Raw genomic sequence first — 13116 nt, 5'->3', positions numbered from 1 at the left:
TTGACAGGGATAAGACCAATCTCCTGGCTTTTTTGTCGTATAACGGTTTGAAAGAAAATAGAAATTAACACAAGGTCTCGTAAGAATTGATGTGTTATTAATTTATCTGAATTATTTTAGTCATTTCTAGATAATGAATGTACAAGCTTGTATCGGTCAGCTCTATATACAGTTAACTCGTATTCTAATACCTTGCCACTTCTTAAATAAGTTGTACGATAAATTGCAAGTACTGGCGTATTCAGCGGAATTTCTAATAGCTTAGCTTCCTCTTCAGAGGGCATTCTAGCTTGAATAGATTGGTCGGCATATTGAATAGGATCTGGGATGTTAGCATTTACATAATCAAAAAATGATTTTTCTAGAACGTCTTTGTTTAAGTTTGGAGCTATTTCACATGACACATGGATACTCTCGATGGACATAGGGATTGAATCTGCTAAACGGACGCGTTTAATAAAATAAATTGGATCCTTTTCGTTAATTTTTAGTATATTTGATAATGCCTTATCTGATTTTAAGATATCAAATTGAACTAATCTACTACTTGGCTTTAAGCCTCTCTCAATCATTTCTTCGGTGTAACTATTTAATCTACTAATTTTTTTTTCAACTTTTTGACGACTAACAAATGTACCTTTACCTTTTTGTCTATAAACAATTCCTTCTTGAACTAAATTATTTAATGCCTGGCGAACAGTCATACGAGATATTTGAAATTTCTCTGAAAACTCTCTTTCTGATGGGATTAATTCATCAGCCGGGTACTCACCTGTTGCGATTTTGGATTTTATGTATTCTAATAATTGATGATAAATTGGTATTGGGGAATTTTTGTTAATCATTTTTTACTCCTCGTAATGCGATAATCTATATTTTAACTCTATATTAAAACGATTTCATAACTCATTTTAAAGGAATATTAAGCATTCGGCAATCTTTGTATAAACTCATAAAAATCAGAATATTTAAACTTTTAAATATGATTAAATTTATAGTTGTGAAATATGTTCAAACCTAATAAACTTAAAAAGTTGACATTAAAGTATATTTAAGATAATGGAGAGGATAATTTTGAACAAAATACTTTTTTTATTTTTTTTCACAATCACATTAACACTAATTATTTTTACAAGTTTTAAACAAGCTTTATATGTAATCTTATCATAGTGAAAATTTTCCAATTTTAGAATTTCGACGAAAAAATTTTGATAATAATATTCCTAATATAATAACTAAACTAATAGGGAATAAAATATCCTCTATAAGAATCAATCAAATATTGATATATTGATCTTAAATGTCTTAATAGTTGATTTCCACTAATCGTTGACTACTATAATAAGCAAGATAAATATTAGATTCCCTCTTAATAATTTCTACATTGATAATTTTGAATATTATTTAAATAAATGATTTTGCGAGATAAATGACTATTTACAAATTTTTATATTGCAAAAAATATTAATTATGGAAGAACTTTTTAGTTCTTCCTAATTTATTGTGAGGTTTTATGAAAATACTACTTATATCTGGATATAAATCATTTGAATTAGGAATTTTTTCAAATAAACATGATGCAGTGAAATACATAAAAAAGGCAATAAAAAATAAAATATTACAATTTATAGATGAACTTGAATGGGTTATTATTTCTGGGCAGATGGGTACTGAATTGTGGGCGGCAGAAGTAGTATTTGAGCTTCAACTTGATTATCCCCACTTAAAATTAGGCATTTTTACCCCATATGAAGAACAAGAGAAAAATTGGAATGAGGCCAACAAAGAATATTATAATGAAATATTAATTGGAGCGGATCACGTAGATTCAATTTCAAGGAAACCATACGAATCTCCATTGCAATTAAAGGCCAAAAATGAATTTTTAGTTAGTAAAAGTAATGGCTGTATTTTATTTTACGATAATGAAAAAGAAGGTAGTCCTAAATATTTATATGATTTAGCCTTTAAGAAAAACGAGTTAGATCTTTATCCTGTAGAAATCATCACATTTGATGATTTACAAGTAATTGCAGAAGAGTCATTTGAGAATGATGATAATAAATATAGGGAAATATAGAATATAATTGACAATTTATTAAGTCTTTGAAAAAATAGAAGGTAAATATTTCTAAATGTTTTGGGGTGACATACATGGAATCAACAAAAATAAAGCTAAGTATAAAAGATATCCTAAATAAAGAGTTTAAAGTTTCTATGCGAGGGTATAATCAAGAGGAAGTGGATCAATACTTAGACACGATCATAAAAGATTATGAATCGTTTCAAAATCAAATCGTAGCCCTACAACAAGAAAACGCAAAGTATAAAAAACTGTTGGAGGATCAAAAGAACACAGCTACACCTCCACCATCACCATTTAATAATACGAATACAGATGTACTAAAAAGATTATCTAATTTAGAAAAGCATGTTTTTGGAAGTAAACTATTCGAATAATTTTAATTAAAATTATATTTTAAGAAAGCATTGCAAACTAAAGTATTATTTACTATACTAATAAATGTTCGTTTCAATATGTTCGGGTAATCGCTGCAACGCTAGACGTTGTTGAGGAAAGTCCATGCTCGCACAGTCCTGCGATGGCTGTAGTGTTCGTGCCTATCGAAGTCATAAGATAGGGTAGCTGTGTTGACAGCTAACGGCAGGGAAAGGACCTAAGTCCTTTTTGGATATGGTTCTACTACCTTTAAAGTGCCACAGTGACGTAGTCCTCGAAGAAATGAGAGGAGTGGAACGCGGTAAACCCCACGAGCGAGAAACCCAAATTATGGTAGGGGAATCCTTTCAAAGGAATTGAACTGAGAAAGGGACAGGTTATTCTGTAGATAGATGATTACCACCTTGTAGTACGAGGCGAGAGCCGCTTGTAGTACGACCGGTACAGAACATGGCTTACAGAACATATGAAATGATGAAACTGTTTAAAAACTCTTCATTATATGGAGAGTTTTTTGTAATTTAGGCGTTAATTGTTCATAATGAAAATAAGGATTAATACGAAAATATGAAAAGAAAAAGTTCATTCTTTTTTTGAATGAGATAGGTGGTCAAATTGACGAAATATACATTAATTGCTACTGCTGCAATGGGAATCGAAGCTTTAGTTGCTAGAGAAGTAAAAAGCTTAGGATTTGAAGATGTAGTTGTTGAAAATGGTCGAGTATTATTTAAATCAGATGAAGATGGAATTGTTAAAGCTAACCTATGGCTTAGAACAGCTGACCGAGTTAAACTCCGCGTTGGGGAATTTAAGGCAACATCATTTGATGAGTTATTTGAAAAAACAAAAGCCTTACCTTGGCACATGTTTATTCCAAGAAACGGTCAATTTCCAGTTTCGGGAAAATCTCACAAGTCAAAATTATTTTCAGTTTCAGACTGTCAGGCAATTGTTAAAAAAGCAATCGTTGATAAATTAAAAACGATCCAAAATATTCAAGGGATGTTAATTGAAGATGGACCATTATTCCGTGTGGAAGTTTCCATTTTAAAAGATATCGTAACATTATCAATAGATACAACAGGTCGTGAAGGTTTACATAAAAGAGGATATCGTGTAGACCAAGGTGAAGCACCTTTAAAAGAAACGCTTGCGGCATCATTAATATTACTTACGAAATGGAATGCTGATTTACCTTTTGTTGATCCTTTTTGTGGGTCAGGTACGATTCCAATTGAAGCTGCATTAATTGGGCAAAATATCGCGCCAGGATCATTTAGAAGCTTTGCATCTGAAGACTGGCACTGGATTGGCAAAAAAAGATGGAATGAAGCAAGACAAGAAGCAGATGATTTAGCAAATTACGATCAAAAACTTGAAATAATTGGTTCAGATATTGATCATCGTATGATTAATGTTTCAAAAGCGAATGCAGATGAAATTGGATTGTCAGATTCGATTGAATTTAAACAAATGCAGGTAAGAGACTTTACGACTAGATCTGAGTATGGGTATGTTGTTACTAACCCACCATATGGTGAACGCTTGAACGATCGACCATATGTAGAAAAGTTATATTCTGACATGGGGAATGTATTTACAAAATTAGAAACATGGTCAGCTTATATTTTAACTAGTCATGAAGGATTTGAGCAATTTTACGGTAAACCTGCCACAAAAAAACGTAAATTGTTTAATGGTTTTATTAAAACCGATTACTACCAATATTTTGGGAAAAGACCTCCTAGAAAAATTGAAGAGTAATTAATTAAAATGGTGTACCCAAAAGTCATAATGCTGACTAGTGGGACACCTTTTTAATTATCATAACTTATATAATGAAAGGAATTACGAACATAATTTGAACATAATGAAAATATTTGAGGAATTTGATATCATCATAAATTTATAGAAGGTACGATTCTAAATCCATGATTCTCTTCAAGTAAATGTGCAACATGCCAATTCGTTTCTGCTCTACTTTTATACCTAGTGACAAGATCATGGAATTCGTGATTAGAGAAACATTTTTCATGTTGAAGTAAATAAAGGTCTCTTACAACACTTAAATCGTCATTAGTATCGAAATTTGTTTGTATTAAAGAGTATAAATACAATTATCTAGCCTCCAAACTTTCCTTTTTATTGTCACTTTATAGATTTCCCGATAAGTGGATTGTTATTTCTATTACAATATGGAAGATTAATCATTTATTTTTAAAAGAAGAATGAAAATTTGTTAAAATAAGTTTAGTAAAATAAGCCGTTTAAAGGACTGATTAAGATGAAAAAACCTCGTATTGGTATGGTAGGATTAGGTAATATTGCGCAAAAAGCTTATCTACCCATTCTTACAAAAGAAGAGAACTGGAATTTTATTGGAGCATTTTCACCTAGTAAAGAAAAGCGTAAGAAAATATGTTCAAACTATCGAATACAGGATTTCGATCGTTTAGATATACTTGCAGATCAATGTGATGCATTATTTGTACATAGTTCTACAAATTCACATTTTGAAGTTGTATCCTACTTATTAAATAATGGAAAAGATGTATATGTGGATAAACCACTTGCAGCTACATTACAAGAGGCAGAAAAATTAGCCGAATTAAGTATTAAACTAAATCGAAAACTAATGGTTGGTTTCAATCGTCGTTTCTGTCCAATGTATGTAAAGGCAAAAGAGCAGGCTAAAAATATAGCAATAATTAGATTTGAAAAACATCGTGAAAATAGTATCGGACCTAATTCATTCGAATTTACGATGCTGGATGATTATTTACATTTAGTTGATACCGTTAGATGGTTTGCAAATGGAGATATGAAGCTTATTAATGGAAAAGTTCAACTCAATCTTAATAATCAATTAGAGTACGCAACACATCAATATGAATCAAAAGATGGTCTGATGGTTAATACTGATATGCATCGAAAAGCAGGAACAAATCTAGAGCGATTAGAATTAATTACTGAAGGTTCTATAATAAGGGTGAAAAATATGAACAACTATGAAATAGAACAAAATAACTCAATAAATAATTCTTTTTCATCATCATGGGATACTACTTTAAAACAAAGAGGTTTTGAAGATTGTATTAACCATTTCATCAATTGTATAAACTCTGATGAAAATCCTTCGATTAACGGCGAGGAAGCGTTAAAATCTCAAATAATCGTTGAAGAAATAATAAGACAAGCAAATGAGAGGTAAGGAAAGAGATGGGGATTTAGTAGCATTTAATTCTTTTCATATTCGCTTGTTCAAGCCTTATTTCCCTTGCCTTTCCTCTTCATTTTTTGTATGATAGCGGGTAGAGACAATTTTTTAACATTATAATGGATCGAATAAATTTGCAAAATTAAAGTTCTCAAGAGAGGACTTTTTCTTTTTAATTTACATTTTGGGGGTAGCAATGAGTCATTCAACTAAATTACCTTTTGAGGTAGGCAAGCAAGATCAATTCATTGAAAAGCTAGGGGAGTGGATTGGAGACGTATTTTACGATTTATTACCTGATGCAGGGTATGAATTAAGAGACGAGCAAATCTTTATGGCTTATCAGGTTGAAAGAGCGTTTAAAGAGAAGAAAGTTATTTTTGCTGAAGCCGGTGTTGGTACAGGTAAAACGTTTGTCTATTTACTATATTGTTTATGTTATGCAAGGTATACAGGTAAGCCTGCTATTATCGCATGTGCTGATGAATCATTAATTGAACAGCTAGTAAAGAAAAATGGTGATATTGAAAAATTATCAAATGCACTAAATTTATCAATTGATGTTCGATTAGCAAAATCAACTACTAATTATTTATGCTTAAAAAAATTAGATCAACAACGTACAGAAGATGAAGTATCGGATTCAGTTTTAGCCGTATATGAAAATTTACCAAGCTTTGTTAATGATTATGGAACTCTTCAAAAATTTACTCCATATGGAGATCGTACTGAATATAAGGACTTAACAGATGAAGAGTGGGATACAATTTCTTATGACTATTTCCAAGATTGTTCTACTTGTGAACAAAGACATAGATGTGGACAAACCCTATCTAGAGAACATTATCGTAAAGCAACTGACTTAATTGTATGCTCACAAGAATTTTATATGGAGCATATTTGGACAGTAGAATCAAGAAAACGTGAAGGTCAATTACCATTACTACCGAACCCAAGCTGTGTTGTATTTGATGAAGGGCATTTACTTGAATTTGCCAGTCAAAAATCTTTAACTTATCGCTTACAACAAGAAACATTAAATACGTTTTTATCATTTTTAATGCAATCGGGTACACGTGAAAGCTTCCAGCAGCTGTTAGAAGATACATTAGAAACGTACGATCAATTCTTTTATGAATTAGATAACAATACTGAAGAGGTTGAAGGATCTAGACGTTATAAACTTTATATGAATGAAAAATTAATAAAGTTAGCTAGAAGATTAAAGTCACAAATTAGCAGCATTGGTGATGAACTAGTTTTTGAAAGTGAAATGTATACGATCGATGAATATCAATTAAATATTGTTGATGAACATTTAGATGATGTAGAACGTTGCTTAAATTTATTTATAAATGAAATAACTGCTATTCAGTGGATTGAATATAATCAAAATGAATTAACGCTTGTCATCATGCCAAAAGCAGTAAATGAGCTTTTGCAAGAAAAAGTGTTTAATCAAAAAATGCCGATTGTATTTTCATCAGCAACTCTTTCTCAAAATAGCTCATTTGACTATATTGCTAATAGTTTGGGTATAAAAGATTACTTATCATTTTCGGTTAATTCACCATTTGATTATGAAGAACAAATGCAAATTGAGTTAAATCAAGTTGACCAAACAAAAACAGTGGAAAAAAATGAGAAGATTATCGAGAAGTTAAAGGATAATAACGGAAGTACGTTAATCCTATTTAATTCGACACAAGAAATGAAAAAATTTAAACAACAAATTGAACAAGAACAATTAGATTTCAATTTATATTTTGAAGGTGAAGAGGAAATTAGTTCGATTGTACAAAAATTCCAAGAGGATACTAATGCTTCTTTATGCGCTGTTCATTTATGGGAAGGTTTAGATATTCAAGGGGAATCACTAAGTCAAGTGATCATTCACTCGCTACCATTCCCACCAAATGATCCGGTGTTCCAATCAAAACGACAAAATGCACAAAACCCTTACAACGAGATCGACGAACCGTATATGTTATTAAGATTACGCCAAGGTATTGGACGATTAATACGTAGTCACGAAGATAAGGGTAAAATTATTTTATTTATTGAAAATGTTCTTAACAATGAAACGAAAGAAAAAATATTAAACTGTTTACCTGTTAATCCATCTTAAAAAAAGGCTGTCTCAAAAGCCCTGTCTGATTAAAAAACCGTCAAATTAAAAACGCAAGAATGCTGAGAAATCAACATTCTTGCGTTTTGTTTTTTAAATTTCAAGGCTGAAATCTACCTTTTGGGGCAGCCTCTTTTTTAATAACCTATTCCAACTCTTGATTTACTAAAATTACAATCGAAAAATTCATTAAAAGTGAAAAATGCAGTGTCACCAGTCGAAATACTTTGGCTACCAACCGGTAACATATCTTTTTCTATACGATATTTTTTAGTTATTGGTCCTTCGGGTAAATAAGTAGGACAGACAATCGTCCAATTTAATTGACTAGAATGTAACATATTATATGATTTTTCATGATCAATTGCCGCAGTGGTTGTTTTTCGTTTAGATTCAGTGCTTAAATAACGAAGTATTGTTGGATCAACTCTTGACTGTAAAATACCTGCCGTACCAATTGTGACGATTCGATTAATTTTGTTCGTTTCAAGAAGTGGGATTAGAAGTTCCATAGTTCTAGATAAAATATTTTCCCCTTCTGTATTTAATGCAGAAATTACGCCATCTACATTTTTTAAGGCCAATTCTAAATCAGTTTCATTTACTGTATTTCCTTGTAAAACTGTAAGTGCATCATGATTAATGTTTAATTTCTGTTGATCTCTTACTAAAGCGACTACCTCACACTTAGCCTCTAATAATAAGTCCAGTAAAATGGAACCGACTCTTCCTGTTGCACCTAATAATAATATTTTCATAACATCACCTTACTGTATTGTACAATATTTTTATTCACTACGTCTTTTATATCACTTCATAAATTAGAGTACGTTATAAGCATCATTACTTTTTAATCTTAATAGTAAAACAAAATAAAAGATATGATAGAATGAAATTAACTGACTAAAATTTAGAAATGAGGGATATATTTGGAAATTACGAATGTACAAGAAGAATTTATTAATTATTTAAAGAAAATCGAAAATTATAATGAAGCAATTAATGTGATGTACTGGGACTTAAGAACTGGTGCCCCTAAAAATGGAGCGGAACAAAGATCAAATGTTATAAGCCAGCTTTCAGAAGAAGTGTTTGAAATGACAACTTCAAATACAATGGAAAACTATTTAGTTTTATTAGAAAAAGAAATAGGTACTGGAAGCTTAAGCGAAATCATTGAAAAATCCGTTAAAGAATGTAGGAAAAACTTTGATTTAAATTGTAAAATCCCTAAAAAGGAATATGCAGAATATGTAAAGCTATGTTCCTTAAGTGAAAATGCTTGGGAAGAAGCTAAAAGTGAAGGAGACTTTAGCAAATTCCAACCATATTTAGAAAAAATTGTTTCAATGAAAAAACAGTTTATTGAATATTGGGGATACAAAGACAAGAAATATGATACGCTATTAAGCTTCTATGAACCTGGTATGACAACACAAAAGCTAGATGAAGTTTTTGGAAAAGTTAGAGAGAGTCTTGTCCCTTTAGTAGCAAAAATATCAAAATCCCAAACTAAATTAATTCGCAAAGAATTGTCACAGCCTATTTCAATTGATCTTCAAAAAGAAGTAAGTGAAGATATACTTTCTAAATTAGGCTATAACTTCGACTCAGGTCGTTTAGATGAAACAGTACATCCTTTTCAAATCACATTAAATCCTGGGGATGTTCGGGTGACGACGAAATATATAGAAGATAACTTTATGAGTGCCCTTTTTGGTACAATTCACGAATGTGGACATGCACTTTATGAGCAAAACATCTCATCAAATTTAATTGGTACTCCATTATGTGAAGGCGCATCTATGGGAATTCATGAGTCTCAATCACTATTCTTTGAAAATATGATTGGAAGAAGTAAAGAATTTTGGGAAACTCAATATGAAGATTTAATAGCAAAAACTGGCGATTATTTTAAAAACCTATCTGTAGAGGAATTTTATAAAGCAATCAACCATAGTGAACCTTCATTAATCCGAATCGAAGCGGATGAGTGTACATATCCATTACATATAATGGTACGGTATGAAATTGAGAAAGAATTGTTTGATGGTGACTTAGAAGTTAAAGACCTACCAAAAGTATGGAATGATAAAATGGTAGAATACTTAGGAATCGTTCCATCAAATGATCGAGAAGGCGTTCTCCAAGATGTTCACTGGGCAGGAGGAGATTTTGGTTATTTCCCATCTTATGCTTTAGGGGCAATGTACGCAGCTCAGTTTAAGCATCAAATGAAACAGGATTTAAATAATTATGAAAACATTTTAAAAAGCGGAGAGATTCAGCAAATAGTTAATTGGTTAACACTTAATATTCACCAATTTGGAAAACTAAAAGAACCAAAAGAAATCTTAATGGATGTTACAGGTGAAGATTTAAATGTAAAATACTTTATAGAGTATCTAGAAGAAAAATATTCAAAACTTTATCATCTAGCTTAAACTAATTAGTGAGGATGGGGGAAATGATAAAAATCAACCCATCCTTTTCGTAAAAATCTACATGTTTAATGATAGAGCTCTATTTTTTATCCATAAGTTCAAAGAAAAGACACAATTTATATTCGAAAAGTTACAATTTTATTGTATAATAAATAAAAATGAAAGCGTGTTCATACTTGTTTTATAATAAACATTTATAAATATTAATGTGGTTTAGAAATAAGAAAAAGTAAACGTAGCTTTAATAAGTTCAAAGAAAAGACACTTATTAATTATATGATACATACTTTTTCATTATATATTAGTAATAAATGTAAGCGTGTTCATTCTTAGATGAAAAGGAGGTAATTTGAATGTTTTTTAGAACTGCTAGATTTTTACAACAAAATATCGAAGAAAAACGAATCAAGTTGCAGGAAGCTCAGAAGCAAAATAATGATAATAATCATGAAATAGTTGAGATTCGTCATCAGTTGGACACAGATTTAAATGAACTGCAGAAATTATTGAAAAAAATTGCCGGTAAAAAAACTAAAGTGAATGTAAAGCCAGTATAAAAAACTATATAAGCCGCATTAAAAGACCACAAATAGCCTTTGTGGTCTTTTAATTTGGCTGTTTTCGCATAGATTGTTGCTATTTTGACCATACTCCTAAAGGGTGCTAAAATACTTGTTTGGGAGGTGGTTTTTCAATGTTGGAACATGTTTATGCTGACTTTACAGATTTATCGAAACAAGACCAAATCAAGTTATTTAATCGCTTAAAATCAGAGTTCTTCTCTAACGATGAAGATGAAATTGCAGATACATACACTACCATTAGAGAAACTCGCTTTAGCGAAGGTCTTGGTTGTGTTCATTGTGGAAGTGTTAAGGTAAAGCGAAACGGAAAATATCGTGGAAGACAGCGTTACTTCTGTCGTGATTGCTGCAAGTCATTTAATGACTTAACAAATACCCCGATTTCAGGTTCTCGATATCTTGGGAAATGGGCTAAATATTTTCGTATGATGATTGAAGGATACACCTTACCAAAAATAGCTGAAGAACTTAAAATTCACATATCAACTTGTTTCTATTGGAGGCACAAGATATTATTTGCATTGCGTTCTTTAGGATTTCAAGGTTTAAAGGGAATCGTTGAAAGCGACGAGACCTTTTTCAAAGAGTCCTTTAAAGGACGTAAAGTTGAAGGCAGAGACCCAAAAGAACGTGGTGGAAGAGACCCAAAAAGAGGTATTAGTAGTCTTAAAATTGCAGTTATAGTTGCACAAGACCGAAATGGTCAAGTAGTTGTTAGAAAAGCTGGTCGTGGTCGTGTCCGAGCAGAAGAAATCGATGCGGTAATTGGGGAGTTTATAGACCCCTCTGCTTTGTTATGCACAGATACCGCAACGAACTATAAAAAATTTGCATTGGATAAAGGTCTAAAACACGAAACAATTAATGTCAGTAAAGAAGGTTATGTGAAAAAAGGCATATACCATGTTCAGCATGTCAACAGCTTTCATAAACGTCTTGGAGATTGGATGGATAGATTTCAAGGAGTAGCCACTAAATATCTTGATAACTACCTATACTGGTTCAAATTCTTGCAACAAAATAAAAAGTTAGCTACTAAGGACAGAGTAAAGGGTATGATGTTAGGTTCCTGTCAAAATCCTAATTACATTACCGTTAAGTATTTACGAGAAGTATAAATGTAGTTTAATTGGAATAAAAAAAGCCATATCATTTGATATGACTTTTAAAAGGGTTCTTACCTAACTAACGCATGCGTTAGTTGAACAAGATGGTTAATATATATTAATTTTTTTTGAATGACTTTAACATTTCTAAAGCATCTGAAAGTATATCTTTTTGTCGATCAAGTTCATTAAGTTCTTCCTTAACCTTTAAAATACATTTTGATAAGACTTCATCATTTATATCTGAATTGATATTTTCTTCGATCAATTGAAACGTGTTTGCTTGGACTTCGAAGTTACCAGTTAACAAATGATATACTAACGTTTCTAAGTGTGCCGAACAATCAAATGCTTTCAATGCATAAAACAGGGAACCTCGATATCCCAGTGTTTTAGGGTCATTTATCATTTCTATCAGTGGTTCAATTGCTTTTTCACTTCCTATATCACTAAGGGCAATCGCAATCGAATTTCTTATTCTATGATTATCTGTGCTTTTTAAGTATTCGATCAGAAGAGGGATACAATTTTCTTGTTTTGTTTCCCCGATTTCTTCCAATATTCTTTCTGCTGACTCTACTTTATCGCTTTCTATTACTTTTCTTATGATTTCTAAATCCATTTATCCACCCACCTCAACTATTCAATTTTACTATAAATTTCTACAAAAAATTAGGGTTTCCTTATTCAACTAATCTGCCATTATGTTGAATAAAAAAAGCGACCTTCTATTGAAGTATCGCACTGCGTTAGTTCAATTACATTCTTCCACAGGTAACATATACTAATTTTCATACTTCTTATTATTATTTTTCCAAGTTATATTTCCAAACATTAAGCCCATTAAACTCCAACTTATCAAGTACATTAAATATAATTTAAAAATCTCCTGTAAAGAATATGCTACTTTATTATGTCCAAACACTGTCAATGTTGGAAATAGTAATGAGATTGCTATATAAATTAGTAAAAAGTTTAATAAATACCTTTTTTTTCCTTTGGATTTTATTCTGTTCCATCTTTCTTTTTGTTTATCTATTTTACTCACTAGTAACCTCCAATATTTTTTAATTACTAATAATTATACCTAGACAATTGTTCTTTGTAATTTGGGGGAATTTTAGCTTTTTCCATAGAATTTCAAATGCTCCTTATTCATACAGATAGGTAAGG

At 31.1% G+C, this 13116-nt stretch carries 13 protein-coding genes and 1 other RNA gene; 9 read left to right on the top strand and 5 right to left on the bottom strand.

Annotated features, from left to right (window positions below; all coding sequences use genetic code 11):
• Nucleotides 1-116: 116 nt before the first annotated feature.
• Nucleotides 117-845 (bottom strand): GntR family transcriptional regulator, encoded by a 729-nt coding sequence (locus COC46_RS18805; RefSeq protein WP_098811443.1) that lies wholly within the window; start codon nucleotides 843-845, stop codon nucleotides 117-119.
• 668 nt (nucleotides 846-1513) lie between these two features.
• Here COC46_RS18805 and COC46_RS18800 point away from each other — a divergent pair.
• The 4 genes from COC46_RS18800 (at nucleotide 1514) to COC46_RS18785 (ending at nucleotide 4228) form a co-directional block, all read left to right on the top strand.
• Entirely contained in the window at nucleotides 1514-2080 is a 567-nt protein-coding gene (locus tag COC46_RS18800; protein ID WP_098811442.1) for an SLOG family protein, read from the top strand.
• 74 nt (nucleotides 2081-2154) lie between these two features.
• Nucleotides 2155-2460, top strand: a complete 306-nt coding sequence (gene gpsB / locus COC46_RS18795; RefSeq protein ID WP_088010652.1) for a cell division regulator GpsB — start codon at nucleotides 2155-2157, stop codon at nucleotides 2458-2460.
• A 78-nt stretch (nucleotides 2461-2538) separates the two neighbouring features.
• An RNA gene (rnpB, locus tag COC46_RS18790) (RNase P RNA component class B) lies at nucleotides 2539-2924 on the top strand.
• A 152-nt stretch (nucleotides 2925-3076) separates the two neighbouring features.
• Nucleotides 3077-4228 carry a THUMP domain-containing class I SAM-dependent RNA methyltransferase gene (locus tag COC46_RS18785; RefSeq protein WP_098811441.1) on the top strand — a complete coding sequence of 384 codons (1152 nt, stop codon included), beginning with the start codon at nucleotides 3077-3079 and terminating at the stop codon, nucleotides 4226-4228.
• 134 nt (nucleotides 4229-4362) lie between these two features.
• On the opposite strand, the gene COC46_RS18780 is transcribed toward COC46_RS18785, so the two are convergent.
• Nucleotides 4363-4581: a hypothetical protein gene (locus COC46_RS18780; RefSeq protein ID WP_098811440.1), complete on the bottom strand. Its 219-nt coding sequence runs from the start codon at nucleotides 4579-4581 to the stop codon at nucleotides 4363-4365.
• A 167-nt stretch (nucleotides 4582-4748) separates the two neighbouring features.
• Here COC46_RS18780 and COC46_RS18775 point away from each other — a divergent pair, with 167 nt between their 5' ends.
• Nucleotides 4749-5675 carry a Gfo/Idh/MocA family protein gene (locus COC46_RS18775; RefSeq protein ID WP_098811439.1) on the top strand — a complete coding sequence of 309 codons (927 nt, stop codon included), beginning with the start codon at nucleotides 4749-4751 and terminating at the stop codon, nucleotides 5673-5675.
• Between the two features lie 202 nt (nucleotides 5676-5877).
• A complete protein-coding gene (locus COC46_RS23155; RefSeq protein ID WP_098811438.1) occupies nucleotides 5878-7809 on the top strand; it encodes an ATP-dependent DNA helicase in 1932 nt (643 codons plus the stop codon).
• A 137-nt stretch (nucleotides 7810-7946) separates the two neighbouring features.
• Here COC46_RS23155 and COC46_RS18765 read toward each other — a convergent pair whose 3' ends face one another.
• Nucleotides 7947-8567 carry an NAD(P)-dependent oxidoreductase gene (locus COC46_RS18765; RefSeq protein WP_098811437.1) on the bottom strand — a complete coding sequence of 207 codons (621 nt, stop codon included), beginning with the start codon at nucleotides 8565-8567 and terminating at the stop codon, nucleotides 7947-7949.
• Nucleotides 8568-8732: 165 nt separating this feature from the next.
• Here COC46_RS18765 and COC46_RS18760 point away from each other — a divergent pair, with 165 nt between their 5' ends.
• The 3 genes from COC46_RS18760 to COC46_RS18750 all read left to right on the top strand — a co-directional run bounded on the left by COC46_RS18760 (nucleotide 8733) and on the right by COC46_RS18750 (nucleotide 11955).
• Nucleotides 8733-10253, top strand: a complete 1521-nt coding sequence (locus COC46_RS18760) for a carboxypeptidase M32 (protein WP_098811436.1) — start codon at nucleotides 8733-8735, stop codon at nucleotides 10251-10253.
• Between the two features lie 353 nt (nucleotides 10254-10606).
• A complete protein-coding gene (locus tag COC46_RS18755; RefSeq protein ID WP_098811435.1) occupies nucleotides 10607-10810 on the top strand; it encodes an aspartyl-phosphate phosphatase Spo0E family protein in 204 nt (67 codons plus the stop codon).
• A gap of 137 nt (nucleotides 10811-10947) precedes the next feature.
• A complete protein-coding gene (locus COC46_RS18750; RefSeq protein WP_098811434.1) occupies nucleotides 10948-11955 on the top strand; it encodes an IS1595 family transposase in 1008 nt (335 codons plus the stop codon).
• A gap of 106 nt (nucleotides 11956-12061) precedes the next feature.
• On the opposite strand, the gene COC46_RS18745 is transcribed toward COC46_RS18750, so the two are convergent.
• A complete protein-coding gene (locus tag COC46_RS18745) occupies nucleotides 12062-12565 on the bottom strand; it encodes a HEAT repeat domain-containing protein (protein WP_098811433.1) in 504 nt (167 codons plus the stop codon).
• Nucleotides 12566-12727: 162 nt separating this feature from the next.
• Entirely contained in the window at nucleotides 12728-12991 is a 264-nt protein-coding gene (locus COC46_RS18740; protein WP_098811432.1) for a hypothetical protein, read from the bottom strand.
• Nucleotides 12992-13116: the final 125 nt, after the last annotated feature.

The sequence above is a fragment of the Bacillus sp. AFS041924 genome, from assembly GCF_002577195.1.
Lineage (GTDB): Bacteria > Bacillota > Bacilli > Bacillales > Bacillaceae_G > Gottfriedia.
Note: the sequence above shows the minus strand (reverse complement) of the source record. Positions and strands in the feature narration are given on the sequence as shown.